Raw genomic sequence first — 21,821 nt, 5'->3', positions numbered from 1 at the left:
CGGCGCCGGCGGTGGGGCGGGCGCGGCAGGCGGCGGTGTGGCCGGCGCGGGGGCGGGTTGCGGCGCGGGGCCGGGCCTGGTCGTCACCGTCGGCTGGCAGGCCGCCAGCGCCAGGACGGAGAGCAGCAAGGGAAGGAGCGTGGTGCGCAAGGCGATCTCCCGAGGCTCGCGATGGATCGCATACGTGACGCGGCAGCATACACCCCGCGCGACGCGCACATCGACGGCGGAGGCGCGCGGCGGCCGCTCGCCGCGCCGTTGCGTCCGTATGGCGCCGACGCAAGGAACGATGGGAGACGGCATGCGCACGCACGCGCAACGCGTTTCCGCTGGCCGCAACGGGCGTTCGCGACGGCGGCATCGTTCGGGCGGCGCAGGGCGCGGCGTTTGACCGGCGACGACCGGCTTTCGACAATCGGTCGCGCGAGGGCCAACACGCCGGCGGGGCGGCCGATGACGACTGCGAACACGGGAACGGGCGGCGCGCTGCGCGACATCGAGCGTGCCGAAGCACGTTTCCTGAAAGAACCGACGCCGGCGAACGCGAGCGGGCTCAGCCGCGCCGCCGCCGAGACGGTCGATCGCGCTTACGCCGCCATCGCAGCGCAGGGCGGTCGCCCTGCCTGTCGCAAGGGCTGCCACTGGTGCTGTGTGCAGACGGTGGCGATGAGCGTGTTCGAGGCGGCGCCGCTGGTCGAGCACGTCCGCCGGGCGTGGACCGCCGAGCAGCGCGCGGCGCTGCTCGAGCGCTGCCGGTCCGTGCTGGCGAAGCTGTCGGCGCACGCGACCGACGCGGACCGCATCCGCCAGCGCATTCCGTGCGTGTTCCTGCAGGACGACGGCGGCTGCGGCGTGTACGAAGCGCGGCCGCTGGCCTGCCGCGTGTTCAATTCGCAGGATCTCGCCGCCTGCCGGCGCGTGTTCGAGCAAGGCGATCTGTCGCAACCGCCGCCGGGCTATTCGGTGTCGCTGGCGCTCGGCTATTCGCCGCGCGTCGAGCCGGCGCGGCTGATGTTCATGCGCGCGGCGATCGGCATCCTCGAGCGAGCGGGGCTGGCGCAGGTCGATGCCGCGAGCCAGCAGGTCGGACTGGCCGACGGCGCGCACGCGCGCATCCTGGCGCTGTTCAACCTGCAGCTCGAGAAGGTGCTGCTCGAACTGCTGGACGAGCGGGGCGAGGCGAAACTCGAGGCCATCCTCGCCGGCGCTGGCGGCGAGACGCTGCAGGCGATGGCGAAGACGATCGCGCCGGTGCCCGCGGCCTGACCGGCGCGTTCAGGCGCCGCACGAGTCGCGCGCGATGCGAGTCAGGCCGGGATCACGTCGAAGGCGACGACCAGGCGCGTCCCCTCGCCCGTGAAGGGCAGGGTGCCGTGCCACATGTAGGAGGGGAACAGCACCAGCATGCCGGGCTCGGGGCGGACGTAGTGCTCCGCTTCCAGCGGCGGGCGCGTGCGCAGGCCGGGCTGGCCGAACCGCAGCCAGCCGGCGCGATCGCCGTCGCGCATGGCCGGCGGCAGGTCGATGTAGCAGGCCGACGACAGCCAGCCCTGCGGGTGCACATGGTCGACATGGTGCCCGTGCGCGCGCAGCCGCACCGACCAGGCGCCGCGCAGCGCATAGCGTCCGGTGTTGCGGCAGCGCAGCGGATCCTCGCCCGCCCCCAGCGCGGCGAGGTGGCGGCGGATCGGCCCGTCGATGGCCTGGAAGAACGCACGGACCGCCGCATCCTCGCTCAGCAGCAGGTTCTGCGTGGTCTGCGTGCCGTGCCGCAGCGACTGCCCCACCGGATGGGTGTGCAACCCGTGCAGGCGGTGCAGGCCGGCGGCCAGGTCGGCGAGATAGCGCGGCAGGTCCGGCCAGCCGGGCGGCGTGTCCAGCGTCCAGCTGCGCACCATCCGCGCATAGTCGCAGCGTTCGCGGTAGCGGGGATCGCCGAGCAGGCGCCAGGCGGTGGCCTGCACCGCGAGCAGGTGCTGCTCGAAAGGCGAGCGCGTCAGCGCCGTCGCCGCCACCCTTTCCGCGTCGGCGGCGCGGCCTGCGGCGAGCAGCGCGTCGCCCAGCATGGCCGCGACCTCGGCCTCGTCGGGTGCGAGCGCGAGCGCGCGCTCGGCGTGGCGCACGGCGCGTTCCGGATCGAGGCTCAGGGCGGCCGCGCAGGCGGCGGAGTGCAATTCGAGCCCCGCGTCGGCACGTGCGGCGGCATCGGCGAGCGTGGCGTAGGCGGCGGCGTGGTCGCCGGCGGCGGTCAGCAGCGCGGACTTCAGCGCCAGCAGCGGCTGCGCGTCCGGCTGCCGGCGCAGCGCGGCGTCGAGTTCGGCGCAGGCGGCCGTGGCGTCGCCGCTGCGCATCCACAGCAGTTGCGCCAGCTCGCGCTGGGCGTCGACGTAGGCGGGTGCGCGGCGGACCGCCTCGCGCAGCGCGGCCTCCGCTTCGTCGTAACGGCCTGTGCCCAGTTCCGCGCAGCCGAGGACGAACCAGGCCTGCGGCGCGTCGACGCCCTTGGCGCGCGCGCGTCGCTCCGCCGCGGCGGCTTCGGCATGGCGACCGGCCGCTTCCAGTGCCGCCGCCAGATTGTGTTCCAGCACGCCGTTGGCCGGTTCGAGTTCGGTCGCGCGGCGGAACGCCGCCAACGCCTCGTCCATGCGCTGCAGGGCCTGCAGCGCGCGGCCGTATTCGTTCAGCAGTTCGGCGCTCGGACGCGCGTCGACATGCGCCGCGCACAATGCCAGCGCCTCGTCCGCGCGGTTGCGCGCCAGCAGCAGGCGCGCCAGCGCGACCACGGCGCGCGGATGGCGGCCGCTGGCGGCGAGGGCCTCGCGCAGCAGCGCTTCGGCTTCGGCGTGCCGCCCCGTTTCCGTCAGCAGCTCGCCTAGCGCCAGGCGCGGCGGAATGCGCTGCGGCTCCATCGTCACGGCACGGCGCAGCGCGCGTTCGACGCCCGCGATGTCGCCCAGCGCGCGCAGCGCGGCGGCGAGCAGGGCGTAACCCTCCGCCAGGCGCGGCTCGATCCGCAGGGTCTGCTCGAGCAGATCGCGCGCCTGCTCGAAACGCCCGTGCCGCAGCAGCAGGGCGGCAGCCTGCAGATGTTGCAGCGGCAGCGGCGCGCGCGCGTTCATCGGCGCGTCCGCCGGGCGTGGACGATGGCCCGGTGCGCGGCCCCCGCCGCCGACCGGACTGCGATCAGGCACATGGCCGCCTCCCCCGAGGCGCACGAACCTCGGCCGAGTGTGGTCGGTGCGGGCGGCGATGGCAAGACGGGTCGCGACGGCCGGCGCGATCGGTTAAAAGAGGGGCGATTCGGCCGCAGGATCCCCCATGAGCCTCACCCTGCTGATCATCGCCGCGACCTGCGCGGTCTCGTTCCTCGCGTTCCGCAACGACGCACTGCTGCAGCGCCTGATCCTGTGGCCGCCGGCGATCGCGCGGCAGCGCCAGTACTACCGTCTGCTCAGCTACGGGCTGGTGCACGCCGACGGCCAGCACCTGCTGTTCAACATGATCACGCTGTACTTCTTCGGGCGCGCGATGGAGGGGCTGTACATGCGCTACCTGGGCGGCCCCGGCTACCTGCTGTTCTACGCCGGCGCGCTGGTGGCGTCGATCCTGCCGACCTACGCGCAGAACCGCGAAAACTCCGGCTACCGCAGCCTCGGCGCGTCGGGCGCGGTGTCGGCGGTGCTGTTCGCCTTCATCCTGGTGCAGCCGTGGGCGACGATCTTCGTGTTCTTCTTTCCGTTGCCGGCGATCCTCTATGCCGTGCTGTACGTCGGCTATTCGATCTACATGGACCGACGCGGCACCGACAGCATCAACCACAGCGCGCACCTGTGGGGCGCGGCCTACGGCGTCGCCTTCACGTTGGCGATGGAGCCGCGCCTGCTGGCGCGTTTCCTCGACCAGCTGGCGCGGCCGCCGTTCTGACGCCGCCTCGGGTCCGCGCGCGCAGCCAGGCGACGGCGCCGTTGCCGGCGATGCGTCCGCCGGCGAAGCAGGCGGTCAGCAGGTAGCCGCCGGTCGGCGCTTCCCAGTCGAGCATCTCGCCGGCGCAGAAGGTGCCGGGACGCGCGCGCAGCATCAGGTGTTCGTCCAGCGCCTCGAGGCGCACGCCGCCGGCCGTGCTGATCGCCTCGGCGATCGGGCGCGTGCGCTGCAGGGTCAGCGGCAGCGCCTTGATCGCGGCGGCCAGCGTCGCGGGATCGGCCAGCGTCTCGCGCGGCAGGCGCTCGTAGAGCAGGGCGGCGCGCACGCCGGCGAAGCCGATCGTGCGGCGCAGATGTTCGCTCAGCGAGCGGCCGCGGCGCGGACGCGCCAGCGCGTCCGCCAGCCACGCGGCCTCGCGGTCGGGGGCGAGGTCGAGCCGGATCTCCGCCTGCCCATGCTTCGCGATGGCGTCGCGCAGCGGCGCCGACAGCGCGTAGATCAGGCTGCCCTCGACGCCCGCGGCGGTGACGACGAACTCGCCCTGGCGGCGCAGCACCTGGCCCTCGCCGTCGCGCCACGCGATCGCCACCGGCTTGACCGGCGCGCCGGCGTGACGTTCGGCGAAGTGCGCGCTCCAGCCGACCTCGAAGCCGCAGTTCGACGGCCGCAGCGGCGCCACCGGCACCTCCGCGGCTTCGAGGATCGCCGTCCACGCGCCGTCGGCGCCCAGCTCCGGCCAGCTCGCGCCACCCAGCGCCAGCACGGTCGCGTGGGTTTGCACGCGGCGCTCGCCGGCGGGCGTGGCGAAGCGCAGCGCGCCGTCCGCATCCCAGCCCAGCCAGCGGTGGTGCACGTGGAAGCGCACGCCCCGTTCGCGCAGGCGGCGCACCCAGCCGCGCAGCAAGGGCGCGGCCTTGAGGTCGGCAGGGAACACGCGCCCCGAGCTGCCGACGAAGGTTTCCACGCCGAGGCCGCGCGCCCAGGCGCGCAGCGCGTCGGCATCGAAAGCCTCCAGCCAGCGCCGTACCGCGGCGCTGCGCTCGCCGTAGCGCGCGACGAAGGCATCGAACGGTTCGCCGTGCGTCAGGTTCAGCCCGCCCTTGCCGGCCAGCAGGAACTTGCGGCCGACCGAGCCCATGCCTTCGTAGAGGTCGACTTCGACGCCGGCCGCGCGCGCCGTCTCCGCGGCCATCAGCCCGGCCGGGCCGCCGCCGACGACGGCGAGTGCGACGCGATCGCGGACGGCGTCGACGCTCACGCGCGCACCAGCAGCGTGACCGCCTCGTAGTGGGCGGTGTGCGGGAACATGTCCAGCACGCGGGCGCGCGCGAGGCGCAGCCGCGGCATGCGCGCGAGGTCGCGCGCCAGCGTCTCGGCGTTGCAGCTCGAATAGATCACCGCGCGCACCGGACTCGCGTCCAGCCAGGCGCACAGCGCGGAGTCGAGGCCGCGCCGCGGCGGATTGACGACGGCCAGATCCGGGGCCCGAGCGGCGCCCAGCGCGAACGCGGTGGCGTCGGCGGCGACGAAGCGCACGTGGGCGAGGCCGAGCTCGTCGCGGCTGCGCTCGGCGCTGGCGACGGCCTCGGCGCTGGTCTCGACGCCGACCACCGCGCGCGCGCCGTCGGCGCAGCGCAGGGCGAAGCCGCCGACGCCGCAATACAGATCCCAGACTTCGGCGGGCGCCAGTTCGCGCGCCCATTCGTGTGCCTGTCGATACAGCGCGGCGGCGACCGCGTCGTTGGTCTGGAAGAAGCTGCGCGGGCGCAAGTGCAGCGGCAGGCCGTCGACGCGCATGGTCAGGTGCTGCTGCGCGGTCAGCGCGATCTCCTCGTCGCCTTCCAGCACCGCCTGGTGCACCGGTTGCAGGTTGGCGGAGACGGCGCGCAGCGCCGGCAGCGCGGCCAGCAGTCCGGGCAGGTGCCGGCGCATGCGCGCCAGCGGCTCGCGCGAACGCAGCACGAAGCGCAGCATCAGCGCGCCGCTGTCGCGGGCGAGCGTCGCCAGCACGTGCTTCAGTTCGCCGCGGCGCTGCGCGACGTCGTAGGGCGCGATGCGGGCGGCGCCGATGAAGGCCTTGACCGGCGCGAAGGCGGCCTGCAGCGCGGCGGGGTAGAGCGGGCAGGCGGAGAGATCGACGGCGCCGCCGGCCGCGTCGAGGATGCCCAGCCGCGGCGCGTCGACGCTGCCGCCGACGACCATCTTGGCCTTGTTGCGGAAACCCGCTTCCGGGCTGGCGACCGGCGGCAGCCAGACGACGTCCGCGTGCGCGGCCGGCAGGCTGCGGCAGTGCCGGTCCTTGGCCGCGAGCTGGTCGGCGTAGGGCATGTCGAGGCGCGTACAGGAACGACAGCGGCCCGCGGCGTGGTAGGCGCAGTGCATGGGGGTGCGGCTGGAACGAACCGCGCCATGCTAGCAGGTGCGCGCGCCGGTCATGGCGCCGGTCTTGCCGGCATGCGGCCGGTTTTGCTATCCAGCGCGGCACGTTTCCCTGTACGGAAGACCGCCATGATCTACCAAGGCAGTTGTCACTGCGGACGCATCGCTTTCGAGGTCGAAGGCGAGATCGGCAAGGTGATGGATTGCAACTGCTCGCACTGCAGCCGCAAGGGTTACCTGCTGTGGTTCGTCGGGCGCGAGCAGTTGCGGCTGAAGACGCCGGCCGAGGCGATGGCCACCTACACCTTCAACAAGCACGTCATCCAGCACCACTTCTGCCCGAACTGCGGCTGCGCGCCGTTCGGCGAGGCCACCGACAAGACCGGCGCGGCGCGGGCGGCGGTCAACGTGCGTTGCCTCGAAGGCGTCGATCCGGGCGCCTTGCAGGTCGTGCACGTCGACGGACGCAGCCTCTGACGCGCAGGCGCGCGCCGCGCAAGCTGAACCGCAGCCGCGCGGCGCGTTCGCTTTTCGCCGCGAAACCGTGTAAGGTGTCGCCCGCTGTGATTGCTAGGGTCACGGTGCATTGTGACCCGATGCGGTTGATCCCTCCGATCGCTTCATCGATTCGCCTCGCTCACTCCCTGCAACCCCAGTACCGGCCCGGACGTCCCGCGGCTGCGTTTCTTCGTTCATTCATCGTTTGTGTTTCAAGGAGTTAGTCATGTCGGATCGTAAGATCGGTACCGTCAAGTGGTTCAACGACGCCAAGGGTTTCGGCTTCATCACCCCGGAGAGCGGCGAGGACCTGTTCGTGCACTTCCGCGCCATCCAGGGCAACGGCTTCAAGTCGCTGCAGGAAGGCCAGAAGGTGAGCTTCGTGGTGGTCAAGGGCCCGAAGGGCCTGCAGGCCGACCAGGTCCAGGTGGCCTGAGCCCCTGGGGTTGTCCAGGACGCCGGGCGGACTCGTCCGCCCGGCGTCTTTTTTTCCGGAGGTGCAACATGCTGACCCTGAGCGTGCGCGGCCTGCCGCGCGAGATGACCGAGCAGGCGCTCGCCGCGATGTTCGCCGCGCACGGCCGCGTGCACGGCCTGCGCCTGGCGCGCGACCTGTTCTCCGGCGAGTGCCGCGGCTTCGCCGAAGTGCAGATGGAAGGCCACGAGGCGCGCGCCGCGATCGCCGCGCTGGACGGCTCGTTCCACGGCAACGCCTCGATCCGCGTCGGCCTGAAGTCGGAACTGCGCGGCCGCCGCCGCTGATCGCGGCGTTCAGACCGGGCTCAGGCCGCATTCAAGCCGGCGGCCCCAACCTGCAGGCGTGACCTCCGCGGGAGGTGCGCCATGCGACGCACGTATTTTCCCCTCCTGCTCGCCGCTGCGCTCGCGCCGCTGGCGGGCTGCGTCTACGACCCCGGTTACGGCTACGTGCGCGGCGGCTACTACGGCGACGCCTACCATCGTCGCGGCGAAGTGATCTACGAGGACATCGGTCCCGCCTACTACTCCGCGCCGTACTCCGACCCGTGGTGCTGCTATTACGGGCCGTCCCTCGGCATCGGCCTCTACTACCGCGACTACGACGGCCGCCACCGCTGGCGCGGCGGTCACGACCGGCACCGCGACCGCGACGACGACCGCCGCCGGCACCGCTGAACCTCGGGTGCGGTGCGCGGCGGAGCGCCGCCTCAACCCGGGCCGGCGCCGGCGTCGAGCCAGGGCGCAAGCGCCGTGCGCAGCGGCGCGAGCGGCGTCTCGTAGCGACGCCATTGCCGCAGCGCATGCCGATGGATGGGCGCGCGCACTTGGGCGCCGCTGGGCGTGGCGGCGGCGGCGGGGTTGCGCTCGGGGGCGAGGCAGGCCGGTTCCAGCGCCAGGCCGCAATGCGCCAGCACCGCCGCGGCGGTGGCGGCGGGGTCCTCGACCAGCGCGCGGTAGGACACGTCCAGGATGCGCCCCGGCATGGCCGCGTGCCAGTGCGCCATCAGCCGCCGGTACTGCGCGTAGTGCGCGGCGATGTCTGCCGGCGCATAGCTGTACGGATACGCGTGCGGAAAGAACGTCTTCAGGATCGCGAAGCAGGCGTCCAGCGGTTCGCGCGCCAGGTGCACGATCGGCGCATGCGGCAGCGCGCGATGGATGAATCCCGCCAGCAGGAAGTTGGACGGCAGCTTGTCGACGTAGAAGGCCTTGCCGCCGGCGCGCCATTGCGTCCGGTCGAGATAGCGCCTACCGATCTCCGCGAACTCGGCGCCGTCGAGCTTCGCCAGCAGCGTGCCGTCCAGCACTTCGTGGGCGCGATGATCGGCGGCCCATTGCAACTGGCGCGGCCAATCGGGCAGCTCGCCGGCGGCGGCCACCTGCGAATGGCCGGCGAGGACGCGTTCCAGCAGGGTGGTGCCGCTGCGCGGCAGGCCGACGATGAAAATCGGCGTCGGACCGTCGTGCCGCGGCGCGTCCGCGGCGGCGAGGAAGCGCGCGTCGCAGCGGGCGACGAGGGCGTCGAACAGCGCGCGTTCGCGCGCGGCGTCGTAGTCGACGCGCGCGCGCTTCAGCGCGCAGCCGCGCATCAGCGCCGTCCATGCGTCCTCGCGCTGGTCCAGATCGTCGTGCGCCTTGAACAGCGCGAACTCCAGCGCGGCGTGGTCATCGCTTCCCGGCGGCACCGCGGCCGCGTTGGCGCGGATCCGCGCCGGCAGGTCGTCGTCGGCGGCGTGGCGGCGCAGGCGCGCCAGGTCGTACCAAGCGCGACCGAGGGCCGGCGCGCGGGCCAGGCATGTCCGCAGTTCGGCTTCGGCCTCGTCGAGGCGGCCGCAGAAGGTGAGCTGCAGACTGCGGGCGTAGCGCAACTCGGCGGAGTCGGCCCCGGCGTCGCGCGCGCGGTCGAGCAGGCTCAGCGCGCCTTGCTGGTCGCCGAGCATCTGCAGCAGGCCGGCCAGGCGTTGCAGCGTCGGGGCGTCGCGGGCGGCCGCGATGGCGGGATGCTGCAGGCAGGCCATCGCCGCGCGGCTTTCGCCGCAGTGGTAGAGGAGCTGCGCGATGGCGCCGATCACGTCGGCATCGGCCGGCAGATGCGCGCTCGCGGTCAGCGCATGCGCCGCGGCGGCGCGCAGGCGGCCGCGCGCCAGCGCCATGCCGCCCAATTGCGCGTGCGCCGCCGCGTGTCCGGGTTCGCGCGCGACCAGCGCTTGCAGCCATCGGCGGGCGTCGTCGGTCCGGCGTTGCGCCAGCAGGCGCTGGGCGTGCGTCCAGAGATCGGCGGCGGAGGTGTCCATGCAGGCGGGGCGTTGCCTTGGTGCGGCGGATGCGGCGGTGCTTCAGGTTACCGCATCGAAGCGCGGCGGCCGCGTCCGGCGTTCGCCTGCCGCGGAATCCGCGCAGCGGGTGACTTCCGGCGCATGAGCGCGCCGGGGCGCATGGCTCATGCTGCGGAACTGTCGCGCGCAAGGGCAGTCCATGCGCGTCGGTTTCCACGCATGCCACCGAAGGAGTCTCCATGCGCAGGCTTCCGCTCTGCATCGCCATCGCCGCGCTTTGCGCCGCCGTCACCCCTGCTTTCGCCAAGGACAAGGCCGAGCCGGCCGCGGAAGCGGCCAAACCCGAGGCCGCGCTGACCCAGCCGCAGCAATCCGAGTCGGAGGGTTCGATCGTGGTGGAAGGGCGCCGCGTCGATTACAAGGCGGTGGCCGGCACGCTGGTGCTGCACGGCAAGGGCGACGAGGAGCACGAGCCCAAGGCGAGCCTTTTCTACGTCGCCTATTTCAAGAAGGGCGCGGACGCCGGCAAGCGTCCGATCACCTTCCTCTACAACGGCGGCCCCGGCTCGGCGACGGTGTGGCTGCACATGGGCGCGTTCGGACCGAAGCGCGTGGTCACCGCCGACGACACGCACACCGCGCCCGCGCCCTACAAGCTGGTCGACAACGCCTACAGCCTGCTGGACGCGAGCGACCTGGTGTTCATCGACGCGCCGGGCGCCGGCTTCAGCCGACTGGTCGCCGACGCCGGCGACAAGGACAAGCGCGACGCGCTGATGAAGGAGCGCAAGAAGGAGTTCTACAGCGTCGACGGCGACGTCCACGCGTTCGCCCAGTTCATCACCCAGTTCCTGTCCAAGTACGGCCGCTGGAATTCGCCGAAATACCTGTTCGGCGAGAGCTACGGCACCACGCGCTCGGCGGCGCTGGCGGCCGTGCTGCAAACCGAGGACAGCGTCGACCTGAACGGTGTGATCCTGCTCTCGCAGATCCTCAGCTTCGACACCAGCATCGACGGCCCGGAGAACAACCCGGGCGTGGATCTGCCCTACGTGCTCGGCCTGCCGACCTTCGCCGCGACCGCCTGGTATCACCACAAGCTGCCGCAGCAGCCGGCGCAGCTGGAGCCGTTCCTGAAGGAGGTCGAGCAGTTCGCGCTGGGTGACTACGCGCAGGCGCTGCTGGCCGGTTCCACGCTCGATGCCTCGCGCAGGCAGGCGGTGGCCGAGAGGCTGCACCGGTACACCGGCCTGCCGGTGGACTATCTGCTGAAGGCGGACCTGCGCGTCAGCGGCGGCATGTTCGAGCACGAACTGCAGATCGACGGCGACATCACCACCGGCCGCCTCGACACGCGCTTCTCCGGGCCGACGATGGACCCGCTGAGCAAGGAGGCCGAGTACGACCCGCAGTCGGCGGCGATCAGCTCCGCCTACGTTTCGGCGTTCAACGATTACGTGCGCAAGCAGCTCAAGTTCGGCCAGGGGCAGAGCTACCGGCTGTTCGCCGACATCGACCACTGGGACTTCTCGCACAAGGCGCCGGGCGCGCACGAGGCCTTGCAGCAGTCGACCAACGTGATCCCGGACCTGGCGGTGGCGATGAAGTACAACCCGGACCTCAAAGTGTTCATGAACGGCGGCTACTACGACCTGGCGACGCCGTTCTTCGCCGCCGAGTACGAGCTGAACCACCTGCCGATCCCGGACAGCCTGCGCAAGAACATCTCCATGGCGTACTACCCGTCGGGGCACATGGTGTACGCGCACGAGGCGTCGCTGAAGGAGCTGCACGACAACGTCGCGCGCTTCATCGAGGCTACCGACAACGTCGCCCGCTGAGCGGCGGCGGGCGCGGCCGGCGCGACGGCCGCGTCCGCTTCCCGCCGGCCCGGGCCGGGACCGGCGCCCGCATGCCGACGACGATGCGGTTGCGCGCGTCGATCGCGCCGATCGCCGCGGCCGGCCCGGCGATGCCGCGGCCGTCGACGCGCGGCCGCGGCGCCCCGGCACGCCGCCGCGGCCGCGTCCCTCAGGCGGCTTCCAGCGCCGCGGCGAGGCCGTCGGAACCGACTTCCAGCACGGCGGCCTGCAGGTTGAAGTAATTCTCCGCGGCGTTCAGCCAGACCAGTTCGACGATCTCGGTCTCGCTGAAGTGGGCGCGTACCGCTTGCCACGTGGCCGGCGAGATGCGCCGGCGCAGCGTCGCGTCCTCGACCAGCGCCAGCGCGGCGCGTTCGCGGGCGCTGAACGGCGCCGCGTCGCCGCTGCCATCCAGGGCGAGGAAGCGCTGCATGCCGAGCTTGCGTTGCAGCGCCTGGGCCAGCGCAACGTCGTGGCAGAACGCACAGCCGTTCAGCTGCGAGGCGCGTGCCTGCACCAGCAGGCGCAGCTCGGGCTCCAGCGAGAGCCGCTCCTGCGTGCGCACGATGCGACCGGCCAGCGCGGCCAGCCGCGGCTTGCGCGCATAAATCACCTTCAGCGGCGCGAGCACCTTGCCGTAGCGGCGGCGCGACCAGGCGTAGAGGAGGCGCAGCAGCGGGTTGGTGGGGCGTTCGATGGGTGGCAGCAGGGGTGTCATGGTCGGTCGATCGTGGCGGCCGCGGCGGCCGCCTTCCCCCGCGTGGACGTCGCCGCAAGGCGCGATGTGACGCCTGGGATGCTCCGCTCCATGCGGCGTGGGCGTCACCGACGCGTCGAAGGGATGCGGGCCGACAGCGAGAGCAGCCCTAGCGCAGCGCCTGCAGCTTGTCCGGATTCATCACCTGCAGGATCTCGACGATGCGCTCGCCGTCGCAGACCACGCACAGCGCCGAATGCACCTGGCCGTCCAGCTCGCGCACGATGCCGGGCTCGCCGTTGATCTCGGCGATGCGCCAGGTCAAGCGCCCGCCGACCAGGCGGGCGACGCCGCGGAACAGGCGGGCGATGCGCTCGTTGCCGAACAGCACGCGCTTGACTGAGGGGACCTTGCCGCCGCTGTCGGCGGTGAAGCGCGCGTCGGCGGCCAGCAGCTCGACGATCGCGTCGTGGTCGCCGCGGCTGGCGGCGTCGAGGAAGCGTTCCAGCAGGTGGCGGTGGGTGGCGCGGTCGACCGCGCGGCGCGGCCGTTCGCCGCGCACGCGCTCGCGCGCGCGATGCACGATCTGCCGGCACGCCGCTTCGCTCTTGCCGAGCAGCTGGGCGATCGCGGCGTGGTCGTAGTCGAACACGTCCTTCAGCAGGAGCGCCGCGCGCTCCTCCGGCGCCAGCCGTTCCAGCGCCGCGAGGAACGCCAGCGAGACGTCGTTGGCCAGTTCGACCGCGTCCTGCGGCGACGCCACCGTGCCCGCCGCCAGCGGTTCCGGCAGCCAGGGACCGACATAGGCTTCGCGTTCGCGGCGCGCGCTGCGCAGGCGGTCGATGCACAGCCGCGTGGTGGTGGTGACCAGCCAGGCCTCGGGGTCCTGGATGGCGGCCTGGTCGGCCTGGCGCCAGCGCAGCCAGGCGTCCTGCACGGCATCCTCGGCGTCGGCGCGCGTGCCGAGCATGCGGTAGGCGAGGCCGAACAGGCGCTCGCGGTGGCGTTCGAACGGGGTGTCCATGGCCGGGCTTCCGGGAATTCCGCCGCCAGGACGCCGCGGCGGCGGCGGATGTGACAGCGTCGCGCGGCTCAGCGCGCGGCGGCGCTGCGGCCGGAGCTGCGCGGCCGCGCGGCGGCCGCCAGCGGACGGCCGTCGCAGCGCAGGTACGGCGAGGCGCGCAGCCAGCGCGTGTCGGGGTAGTAGGAGAACACCATCTGCCCGCCCTTCAGCGTGTCGATCAGTCGGCGCGCGACCGCCGGGCGCACCGCCGGGCAGCCCCAGCTCCGTCCCAGGCGGCCCTGACGCCGCGCCGTCTCCGCGCTGACGTAGGGCGCGCCGTGGATGACCAGCGCGCGCTCCAGCGCGTTGTCGTTGACGCCGGGCTCCAGCCCGTCCATGCGCAGGGAATAGCCGTTGCGGCCGCTGTAGGTGTCGAGCGTGCGGAACAGGCCCAGGCTGGATTCGAGGCTGCCCGGCGCGTTGGAAAAGCTGCGTGCGAGGTTGTCGCCGCTGTTGCGGCCGTGTGCCACCAGTTCCTCGAACAGCAGCTTCTGCCGGTTCAGGTCGAACACCCACAGCCGCGGCACGGTGGAAGGCCGCGAGTAGTCGATCACCGCGAGGCGCTGCGGCGCCGGCTCGCCCTCGCGCACGGCGCAGTCCTGCGCGCGCACGGCGAGGTCGATCACGGCGGGGTCGGCGTTCGGCGCGGCGGCGCTCAGCGCCTGCGCCAGCGTGTCGTCGGCGCAGGCGGGCGCGCAAAAACACGCCAGCAGCACGGGCGCCAGGCGGCGCCAGGGGAGCGAGGTCTTGGGCATCGGCGCGCTATGCTAGGGACGAGCCGCTCAAATTGCGTTAACGCGGTTCACATCGCGGCGCGGCGGCACGCAGGAGCGGCAGGTGCGCGGGATCGGAAGGCTGTTGCGGATGACCGGCGTCGTCGCGCTGCTGGGCGTTGCCGCGGGCGCCGTCGCGCAAGCGCCGGGCGGCGGGGTCGGCGAGCGCCTGCGCGAACGTCTCGAACAGGCGCAGGAGGTCGCCGCGGCCGCGCCGCCGGTGAACGGCGTGCGCCTGGCCGACGGGCTGATGGCGTTCTATCAGCGGCGCGCTTTCGCGCCGGCCTGGGAGGCGCCGGGGCGTCGCGACGCGCTGGTGGCCGCGCTGCGCCGGCTGGCCGGCGACGGCCTCGACCCGCGCGACTACGGCGTCGACGCGCTGGCCCGGGCGCCAGCGGCGGATGTGGCCGGTGCCGACGACGCGACCGCGCGCGCCGACGCCGACCTGCGCGCGACGCGCGCCTACCTCACCGCGCTGCTGCACCTCTACCGCGGCAAGGTCGATCCGCGCAGCCTCGACCCGCGCTGGAACGTCGAGCCGCGCGACCTCGACGGCGAGCAGGGCCTGCAGGCGGCGCTGGCGGCGGTGGACGGCGGCCGCATCGAGGACGCCTTCGCGCAGGCGCGTCCGCAGCATCCGCTGTACGGCTGGTTGCGCGAGGCGCTGCGCCGCCTGCGCGCGATCGCGGCGCAAGGCGGCTGGCCGGCCATTCCCGCGGGGCCGACGCTGCGCGAGGGCGTGCGCGACCCGCGCGTGGCGCTGCTGCGCCGGCGCCTCGCCGTCGATGCGGCGGCGGGCGATGCGGCGGCGCCGGCGCGGGGCGGGGCGGGCGAGGACTTCTTCGACGCGGCGCTGGCCGCCGAGGTGCGCCGCTTCCAGCGCGAGCAGTATCTGGACGCGGACGGCGCCGTCGGACCCGCCACGCGCGCGGCGCTGAACGTGCCGGTGCAGGCGCGCATCGCGCAGTTGCGCGTCAACCTGGAGCGCGCGCGCTGGCTGCTGCACCAGATCCGCGGCGATTTCGTGCTGGTGGACATCGCCGGTTACGGCATCACCTACTTCAAGGGCGCGCAGCCGGCATGGCGTTCGCGCGTGGTGGTCGGCCGCCCGTACCGGCGCACGCCGGAGTTCAAGTCGGAGATCACCTACGTCACTTTCAACCCGACCTGGACGGTGCCGCCGACGATCCTGCGCGAGGACATCCTGCCGAAGGTGCGGCGCAACCCGGGCTACCTCGCCGCCAACCGCTTCCGCGCGCTGGACGCCGGCGGCCGCGAGGTGCCGCCGGAACGGGTGAACTGGAAGAACCCGAAGGGCATCACGCTGCGCCAGGACGCCGGCCCATGGAACTCGCTGGGCCGCGTGGTGATCCGCTTTCCCAACCCGTATGCGGTGTACCTGCACGACACGCCGCACACGGAGCTGTTCGGCGCGGGGCAGCGCGCTTTCAGTTCCGGCTGCATCCGCGTCGAGCGCCCGCTGGAACTGGTGGAACGCCTGCTCGACGATCCGCAGCGGTGGAACCGCGCGGCGATCGATGCGGCGATCGCCACCGGCGAGACGCGCACCGTCCACCTGGCCAGGCCGGTGCCGCTGCTGCTGGCGTACTGGACCGTGCACGTGCTGCCGGACGGCCGCGTCGCCTACAAGCCCGACGTCTACGCGCGCGATGCGGAACTGCTGCACGCCCTCGACGCCCGGCCGGCGACTGCCATGGGGCCATGAGCATGGAATCCAACGACCCCGCGCCGCCGTTCCGGCTGGCGTTCGTGCAGCGGCGGGGCGTGCTGCGCGCCGAGGTCGCCGGCGTGAACGGCACCCTGGAGACCACGCTCGCCTACTGGCGGGCGATCGCCGCGGAAGTGCGCGCGCGCCGGCCGCGGCGGCTGCTGGTGGTGGACACGATGAGCGGCGAGCCGCCGCCGCCGGCGGAGCTGTTCCAGCTGGTGCAACTGCTGCGCGGCGAAGGTTTCGAGGGCGTGCGCGTGGCCTACGTCGAGGCCGATCTGGCGCACGTGCCGCAGGTGGAGCACGGCGAGATCTTCGCCCGCGAGGCCGGCTTCGACGTGCGCGTGTTCCACGACGAGCGCGCCGCCGAGCTGTGGCTGCGGGTCGGTCCGGAATGAATGCGCGCCTGTCCACGGTTGCGCGGCGCGGCGCCGTGGCCTAGCCTAGCCGTTCCTCCATCGCTTCCGCTTCCGCGCCGAGCGCGGCCCCCAGCCATTTCCCCGAGGTTTTCCATGCAGATCGCCGAGCGCTGCGTCGCTTCCTTCCATTACACGCTGACCAACGACGCCGGCGAGGTGCTGGACTCGTCCGCGGGCCGCGAACCGCTGGCCTATCTGCACGGCGCGGGCAACATCGTGCCGGGCCTGGAGAAGGCGCTGGCGGGGCGCCGCGCGGGCGACACCTTCGACGTCGAGGTCGCCCCGGAGGAAGGCTACGGCCCGCGCGTGGAGCAGCTGGTGCAGGTGGTGCCGCGCGCGGCGTTCCAGGGCGTGATGCAGCTCGAGCCCGGCATGCAGTTCAGCGCGCAGACCGAGCACGGCCCGCTGTCGGTGGTGGTCACCCGCATCGACGGCGACGACGTCACCGTCGACGGCAACCATCCGCTGGCCGGTGTGACGCTGCACTTCGCCATCGAGGTGACCGAGGTGCGCGAGGCGACCGTCGAGGAAGTGCTGCACGGCCACGTGCACGGCGCCGGCGGCCACCATCACTGAAGCGCGTCGCGGCGCGCGTCGCGCGCGCCGTCTTTCGCAGGCGCGAGCGGATCGCCGATCCGCCGCAGCAGGCGCCGCGTCAACGCCACCCATACGCTCCAGCGGTGCCCGCCGGGCTGCTCGATCACGTGGCCCGGGGGCAGCGCTGCGCGCAGCGCCGGCAGGTTGCGCGCGAACGCGTCGTCGCTGCCGCAGCCGACCCAGACGCGGGCGGCGAAGCCGGGCCGTGCGCGCCAGCCCTGCACGGTGCGCCACAGCTCGCGCTGGTAGTTGCGACCGTCGATGCCCGGCGGCGGCGGGCCGGGGTCCCACGCGGCGAGGCCGCCGGCGGCGCGGATCGCATCGGCCATGCGGGCCTCGCCGAGATAGGGCGCCAGCATGATCATGCCGTCGATCTCCGACGCATGATCGCGCGCATACAGCACCTCGCCCATGCCGCCGAGCGAGGCGCCGATCAGCCAGAGCGCGCGGTAGCCGCGCGCGTGCGCGGGCAGGATCACGTCCTCGCGCAGGACCTTCGGCATCTGCCCGGCGCGGTAATACGCCATGCCGGCGCCGGCGAGCACGACGTCGGCGTTCGGCCACGCTTCCTGGACCGCCGCGACGATGCCCGAGCGTTCGAGCGCGGCGAGGCTGTCGCCGCGTCCCGGCAGCACGACCACGAGCACGCGCGCATCGCCGGGCTGCGGCGCGGCGAACAGGCGCGTGGGCAGCGGCCGGCGCACGACGCCGTGGTACAGACAGCCGGCCAGCAGCAGTGCGGCGGACAGGGCCAGCGCCGGCCGGACTGCGCGGCGCATGGCGGCATGCACGGCCATGGATAGCCCTCCCTTGCGCGGACGCGGCGCGCGTGCCGCGCAAGGGTAGCGCGTGGCGGGTGACGACGATGCGCCGCGACGGCGTGCCGCGGCGCGCGTGCGGGGATCAGCGGCCGCCCAGCGCGGCGGTCGCCTCGTCGAGCCGGGCGCTGTAGCCGTCGAGGGCCTTGGCGATCACGGCGGCGTAGCGGTTGGCGTCGTCCCAGTGGCGTTCCTCGATCGCCTCGCGCACGCCCGGCATCGTCTTCACGCCGTAGCCGGTGTGCAGGCCGGGCGCGTAGATCATGTGCTTGTACCAGGGCCGGCCGGGCAGGCCCCGAGGATCGATCAGCGTCTGCTCGATGCCCTGCAGGAGGGCGTCGACGCGGCTGCGCTGCGCCTCGGCCAGTGCGAGGTCCTTCTGCGCCGCTGCGGCGTAGGCGGCGTCGAACGCCTTGGCGCTGGCGCGCAGGCGCACCATCGCGTTGTCCAGCGGCGCGAGGTCGAGGTAGGGCACGGCGTCCTCGCGCGGCGGCGGCGCGCTGGCATGTTTCGGGTCGGCGGCCAGCGTGAACGCGTGCGCATCGAGCAGGCGGTCCAGCGCGACGCTGCGCTCGCGCTCGTCGTCGGCCAGCTTGTGCAGCTCCTCGACGTAGCGGCCGTAGGTGTCGGCGACGTCGCCGAAGCGCAGCGGCAGCACGTCGGCGTCGGCCACGCGCAGCACCGCGCGGCCGGCGAGCTTGGCCAGCGCGACGCCGTAGGCGAAGTCGGGATCGCCGAAGCGCACGTAGTGCTCGAAGGTGTCGTACACCGAGTGGTACACGCCGGCCTGTTCGTCCTCGCCGTCGAAGCCGAGGTTCAGCGAGGCGATGCCGAGGTGCTGCAGGAACGGCGTGAAGTCGGAGCCGGAGCCGAGCGCCTGCAGCGGCAGTTCGCCGTCGGCCACGCGCTTGGCGAGCGCCTTCTGCTCGGCGCCGGCGTCCTTGGCGTAGCCGTCGACCTCGATCTTCGCACGCTTGCGCTCGAGCACGCTGACGCCGGTTTCCGGATCGCGCACGTCGGCGGCGACCTGGTTCATCAGGCCCTGCAGCGCATGGCTGCCGCCCATGTCGAGGAAGCCGCGCACGTTGGTGTCGGAGTTGACGTACAGCACGCCCTTGCGCTTGAGTTCGGCGGCGTGCGTCTCGGCCCATTCGGTGGAGCCGAGCAGGCCGGCCTCTTCGCCGTCCCAGCTGGCGTAGACCAGCGTGCGCTTCGGCTTCCAGCCGGACTTGACCAGCGCGCCTATCGCCTTCGCCTCGGCCATCATCGCCACGTGGCCGCTCAACGGATCCCAGGCGCCGAACACCCAGCCGTCGCGGTGGTTGCCGCGCATCACCCACTGGTCGGGATACTGCGAGCCCGGCAGGGTGGCGATCACGTCGTACAGCGTCTTGCGGCTCCAGTCGGACTGCACCGCGAGGTGCACCTTGGCCGGGCCGGGGCCGAAGTGGTAGGTGATCGGCAGCGCGCCGCGCCACTTCGCCGGCACGGTGTCGCCGCCGAGCGCGGCCAGCAGCGGCTGCGCGTCGGCGTAGGAGATCGGCAGGGTGGGGATCTTCAGGATCGTCTTGGCGTCCTTGATCGCCAGCCGTTTGGCGTTCTTGGTGGCGCCGACGTCGGGCGTCAGCGGATCGCCCGAGGCGATCGGCATGTCGGCCACCGAGCCGCGCTGCACGCCTTCCGGCGGGCGCCAGCCGCCCTTCGGATAGACGTCGCCGGGGCCGTAGCCGTCGTCGTGCGGATCGGAATAGATGATGCAGCCGATCGCGCCGTGTTCGTACGCCAGCTTCGGCTTCAGGCCGCGCCAGCCGGCGCCGTAGCGGGCGATGACGATCTTGCCCTTGACGTCGATGCCGTGGCGCGCCAGTTCCTCGTAGTCGTCCGGCATGCCGTAGTTGACGTAGACCAGCTCGGCGGTCACGTCGCCGTCGCCGCCGTAGATCAGGTAGGGCGGCAGCGCGCCGGCGGTGCGCGCCGAGGAGGCATCGCCTTCCACCGGCGGCTCCTTCAGGCCGGCGGTGTAGCGGGTCGGCGCGACCAGCTCCAGCGTCTCCGACCTCGGCGTCGGATACAGCACGTCGAAGGTCTCGATGCGCGCGTCCCAGCCCCAGTCGCGGAACTGCTGCAGCACGTATTCGGCGTTGGCCTTGTCGTGCGGCGAGCCGACCTGGTTCGGCTCGGCGGCCAGCGTCTGCATCCAGGCGCGCAGGTCGGCCGGATTCAACTGCGCGTCGAAGCGCGCTTCGAGGCTGCGCTGCGCCGCGGCGCCGGCGGCGCCGAATCCGTACAGCGGCGCATCGGCGTCCGCCGCGGCCGCCGCGCCGACCGCGGCGGCGAAAACGGCCGCCGCGAGCGCGCGGCCGGCGAAACGACTGAAGGCATGAGGCATCGGCATGGGTTCCGTGACGGGGGGCCGTTCAAGGCTAGCGCGGCGCCGCGCGGCCCGGCCCATGACGATAGTCACGCCGGAGGGGCGGCGGCACGAGGCTGCGCTACGATAGGCGGCGACGCGATCTCCGTCGAACGCGCACGGACGACGCGGGCGTGGGGAGACGGCCGGGGTGAAGTCGTGGCGATGACGTTGGCGGGACGCCGCGGATTCATGACCGTGCTGCTGCTGGCCGTCGCCCTGTTCGCGTGCCGCGGCCAGGCGGCCGAAGTCGTGCTGCAGGGCCGTTGGGCCGCCGCCGCCGTCCCCGCCGTCCCCGCCGTTTGGCACGATTTCGATCCGGCGCGTCTGCAGGCGTTTCCGCGCCATCCCGACGGCGCGCTGGTGGAATTGCTTCCCGCCGGCGGCCATTGGCCCGCGCCGCCGTGGGTGCTGGTGGTGCGGCACCCGCCGCTCGGCACGATCGCGCTGCTGGACGATGCGGAACCGCAGGCCGGCGCGCTGAACGACTCCGACGCCAGCGCGCTGCACGCGCACGGTCGCATCGCCTTCCGCATCGCGCATCCGCCCGCCGCCGGCCAGCCGCTGCGCCTGCGCATCGAACCGTATCCGACCATGTCGGGGCCGATGGCGTTCGCATTGACGAGCGAGCGCGCCTTCCAGCGCGAGGACACGCGCTGGCTGGCGTTCGTCAGCGCCTGTTTCGGCGTGATGCTGGCGATGGCGCTGATGGGCCTGGCGTTCGCCGCGATCCTGCGCGACGCCACCCTGGTGCTGTACGCCGGCTACATGCTCGGCTACCTGGTGGTGCAGGCGATCCAGTCGGGTTATGCGGTGCGCCCGCTCGGCATCGAGACGATCGCCGCCTCGCCGCTGCTGTGGGGACGGGTGGCGGTCGGCCTGGCGGTGGGCTGCGCCATGGCCTTCCTCGCGCGCTTCGCCGATTTGCGCCGCTACGCGCCGCGGCTGGGGCGGGCGCTGATGGCGTTCGGCGCCGCCGTCGCCGCGCTGTCGCTGCTGGCCCTGCTGCCGGCGGAGGCGCCGCGCGCCGCGGTGCGCGCGGCGATCAATCCGGCACTGATCGTCGGCACGCTGCTGACGCTGGCCGCCAGCCTCGTCGGCGCCTGGCGCGGCTCGCGCTACGCGCGGTTCTTCCTGGCCGGCTGGACGCCGTTGCTGGTGCTGACCGCGATCGACAGCGCGCAGACCTCCGGCGCGCTGCCGGACGTGCTGTGGATCAACGACGCCTGCATCGCCGCGGCGGCGTTCGAGGCGGCGGTGCTGTCGCTCGGCCTGGCGCACCGCGCGCTGGACCTGCGCCGCGATCTCGACCTGGCGCGCGCGCAGGCCGACGCCGACGCCTTCACCGGCGTGCTCAATCGCCGCGCCTGGACCGAGCGCCTGCGCCAGCGCGTGCGCGAGGCGGCGCGCGCCGAACAGCCGCTGTGCGTGCTGTTCCTCGACCTCGACCGCTTCAAGTCGCTGAACGACAACTTCGGCCACCGTGCCGGCGACGACGCGTTGCTGGCGTTCGTCGCCGTGCTGCGCGACCCGTCGCAGCCGCGGGCCGAGGTGGGCCGCTACGGCGGCGAGGAATTCACCGTGGCGCTGCCCGGCTGCGACCTGGAGCAGGCGCAGCGCTATGCCGGGCGCGCGCGCGGGCGGCTGCGCGGCCTCGGCATCGCCGTCGACGCCGGCGGGCGGCCGCTGACCGTCAGCATCGGCATCGCCGAACTGGCGCCGGGCGAGGACACGGCCTCGCTGATCGCGCGCGCGGACGCGGCGATGTACGCCGCGAAGAACGCCGGCCGCGACTGCGTGATGCTGGCCGCGGCGCCGCCGGAATCGGCCGCGGCCGCGACGCGGTAGAATCGCGCGTTTGCCGCGGCCGGGCCGCGGCGGTCCCGTTCCACCCAC

20 protein-coding genes are annotated in these 21,821 nt (G+C 73.2%); 11 read left to right on the top strand and 9 right to left on the bottom strand.

All coding sequences use genetic code 11. From position 1 onward, the window contains the following. On the top strand, nucleotides 1-1,266 hold a 1,266-nt coding region (locus tag MBSD_RS04130), incomplete at its 5' end, for a YkgJ family cysteine cluster protein (RefSeq protein WP_237071742.1). A gap of 41 nt (nucleotides 1,267-1,307) precedes the next feature. Here MBSD_RS04130 and MBSD_RS04125 read toward each other — a convergent pair. After that, nucleotides 1,308-3,119: a tetratricopeptide repeat protein gene (locus MBSD_RS04125; RefSeq protein ID WP_062535332.1), complete on the bottom strand. Its 1,812-nt coding sequence runs from the start codon at nucleotides 3,117-3,119 to the stop codon at nucleotides 1,308-1,310. A gap of 199 nt (nucleotides 3,120-3,318) precedes the next feature. Here MBSD_RS04125 and MBSD_RS04120 point away from each other — a divergent pair, with 199 nt between their 5' ends. After that, nucleotides 3,319-3,924, top strand: coding sequence for a rhomboid family intramembrane serine protease (locus tag MBSD_RS04120; protein WP_062535330.1), 606 nt, complete (start codon nucleotides 3,319-3,321; stop codon nucleotides 3,922-3,924). On the opposite strand, the gene MBSD_RS04115 is transcribed toward MBSD_RS04120, so the two are convergent. Beyond that, on the bottom strand, nucleotides 3,857-5,182 hold the full coding sequence (locus tag MBSD_RS04115; protein WP_272898332.1) for a TIGR03862 family flavoprotein: 1,326 nt from the start codon (nucleotides 5,180-5,182) through the stop codon (nucleotides 3,857-3,859). The two genes, MBSD_RS04120 and MBSD_RS04115, sit on opposite strands and share 68 nt — an antisense overlap. Continuing rightward, a complete protein-coding gene (gene rlmC / locus MBSD_RS04110) occupies nucleotides 5,179-6,252 on the bottom strand; it encodes a 23S rRNA (uracil(747)-C(5))-methyltransferase RlmC (protein ID WP_237071741.1) in 1,074 nt (357 codons plus the stop codon). The genes MBSD_RS04115 and rlmC overlap by 4 nt, the downstream gene beginning before the upstream one ends. A gap of 180 nt (nucleotides 6,253-6,432) precedes the next feature. On the opposite strand from rlmC, the gene MBSD_RS04105 reads away from it, so the two are divergent. The 4 genes from MBSD_RS04105 (at nucleotide 6,433) to MBSD_RS04090 (ending at nucleotide 7,956) form a co-directional block, all read left to right on the top strand. Next, nucleotides 6,433-6,780 (top strand): GFA family protein, encoded by a 348-nt coding sequence (locus MBSD_RS04105; RefSeq protein ID WP_062535326.1) that lies wholly within the window; start codon nucleotides 6,433-6,435, stop codon nucleotides 6,778-6,780. Nucleotides 6,781-7,027: 247 nt separating this feature from the next. Further along, entirely contained in the window at nucleotides 7,028-7,237 is a 210-nt protein-coding gene (locus MBSD_RS04100; protein ID WP_062535324.1) for a cold-shock protein, read from the top strand. A 68-nt stretch (nucleotides 7,238-7,305) separates the two neighbouring features. Then, nucleotides 7,306-7,563 (top strand): RNA recognition motif domain-containing protein, encoded by a 258-nt coding sequence (locus MBSD_RS04095; RefSeq protein ID WP_062535321.1) that lies wholly within the window; start codon nucleotides 7,306-7,308, stop codon nucleotides 7,561-7,563. Nucleotides 7,564-7,644: 81 nt separating this feature from the next. Further along, nucleotides 7,645-7,956, top strand: a complete 312-nt coding sequence (locus MBSD_RS04090) for a hypothetical protein (RefSeq protein ID WP_062535319.1) — start codon at nucleotides 7,645-7,647, stop codon at nucleotides 7,954-7,956. A 32-nt stretch (nucleotides 7,957-7,988) separates the two neighbouring features. Here the strand turns inward: MBSD_RS04090 and MBSD_RS04085 are convergent, their stop codons facing one another. Next, a complete protein-coding gene (locus tag MBSD_RS04085; RefSeq protein WP_062535318.1) occupies nucleotides 7,989-9,575 on the bottom strand; it encodes a tetratricopeptide repeat-containing sulfotransferase family protein in 1,587 nt (528 codons plus the stop codon). Nucleotides 9,576-9,796: 221 nt separating this feature from the next. Between MBSD_RS04085 and MBSD_RS04080 the strand changes: the two genes are divergently transcribed. Continuing rightward, nucleotides 9,797-11,398: a S10 family peptidase gene (locus tag MBSD_RS04080; protein WP_062535316.1), complete on the top strand. Its 1,602-nt coding sequence runs from the start codon at nucleotides 9,797-9,799 to the stop codon at nucleotides 11,396-11,398. A 190-nt stretch (nucleotides 11,399-11,588) separates the two neighbouring features. Here MBSD_RS04080 and MBSD_RS04075 read toward each other — a convergent pair whose 3' ends face one another. The 3 genes from MBSD_RS04075 to MBSD_RS04065 all read right to left on the bottom strand — a co-directional run bounded on the left by MBSD_RS04075 (nucleotide 11,589) and on the right by MBSD_RS04065 (nucleotide 13,934). Beyond that, nucleotides 11,589-12,137: a carboxymuconolactone decarboxylase family protein gene (locus tag MBSD_RS04075; protein WP_062535314.1), complete on the bottom strand. Its 549-nt coding sequence runs from the start codon at nucleotides 12,135-12,137 to the stop codon at nucleotides 11,589-11,591. A gap of 148 nt (nucleotides 12,138-12,285) precedes the next feature. After that, on the bottom strand, nucleotides 12,286-13,140 hold the full coding sequence (locus tag MBSD_RS04070; protein ID WP_062535313.1) for an RNA polymerase sigma-70 factor: 855 nt from the start codon (nucleotides 13,138-13,140) through the stop codon (nucleotides 12,286-12,288). Between the two features lie 68 nt (nucleotides 13,141-13,208). After that, a complete protein-coding gene (locus MBSD_RS04065) occupies nucleotides 13,209-13,934 on the bottom strand; it encodes a murein L,D-transpeptidase catalytic domain family protein (protein WP_062535311.1) in 726 nt (241 codons plus the stop codon). A gap of 109 nt (nucleotides 13,935-14,043) precedes the next feature. Between MBSD_RS04065 and MBSD_RS04060 the strand changes: the two genes are divergently transcribed. The 3 genes from MBSD_RS04060 (at nucleotide 14,044) to MBSD_RS04050 (ending at nucleotide 16,676) form a co-directional block, all read left to right on the top strand. Further along, on the top strand, nucleotides 14,044-15,678 hold the full coding sequence (locus tag MBSD_RS04060; protein ID WP_082306460.1) for a L,D-transpeptidase family protein: 1,635 nt from the start codon (nucleotides 14,044-14,046) through the stop codon (nucleotides 15,676-15,678). Continuing rightward, a complete protein-coding gene (locus MBSD_RS04055) occupies nucleotides 15,675-16,079 on the top strand; it encodes a hypothetical protein (RefSeq protein ID WP_148667806.1) in 405 nt (134 codons plus the stop codon). The genes MBSD_RS04060 and MBSD_RS04055 overlap by 4 nt, the downstream gene beginning before the upstream one ends. Before the next feature lie 114 nt (nucleotides 16,080-16,193). Beyond that, a complete protein-coding gene (locus MBSD_RS04050; RefSeq protein ID WP_062535305.1) occupies nucleotides 16,194-16,676 on the top strand; it encodes an FKBP-type peptidyl-prolyl cis-trans isomerase in 483 nt (160 codons plus the stop codon). Here the strand turns inward: MBSD_RS04050 and MBSD_RS04045 are convergent. Together MBSD_RS04045 and MBSD_RS04040 are read right to left on the bottom strand one after the other, a co-directional pair. Beyond that, a complete protein-coding gene (locus MBSD_RS04045) occupies nucleotides 16,670-17,494 on the bottom strand; it encodes a hypothetical protein (protein ID WP_062535303.1) in 825 nt (274 codons plus the stop codon). The genes MBSD_RS04050 and MBSD_RS04045 overlap by 7 nt on opposite strands. Nucleotides 17,495-17,600: 106 nt before the next feature. Then, the gene (locus MBSD_RS04040) at nucleotides 17,601-19,904 is read right to left on the bottom strand and encodes a transferrin receptor-like dimerization domain-containing protein (RefSeq protein WP_062535301.1); all 2,304 of its coding nucleotides are present in this window, start codon (nucleotides 19,902-19,904) and stop codon (nucleotides 17,601-17,603) included. Between the two features lie 213 nt (nucleotides 19,905-20,117). On the opposite strand from MBSD_RS04040, the gene MBSD_RS04035 reads away from it, so the two are divergent. Then, entirely contained in the window at nucleotides 20,118-21,773 is a 1,656-nt protein-coding gene (locus MBSD_RS04035; protein ID WP_062535299.1) for a sensor domain-containing diguanylate cyclase, read from the top strand. Nucleotides 21,774-21,821 lie beyond the last annotated feature (48 nt).

The sequence above is a fragment of the Mizugakiibacter sediminis genome (genome assembly GCF_000953855.2).
Lineage (GTDB): Bacteria > Pseudomonadota > Gammaproteobacteria > Xanthomonadales > Rhodanobacteraceae > Mizugakiibacter > Mizugakiibacter sediminis.
Note: the sequence above shows the minus strand (reverse complement) of the source record. Positions and strands in the feature narration are given on the sequence as shown.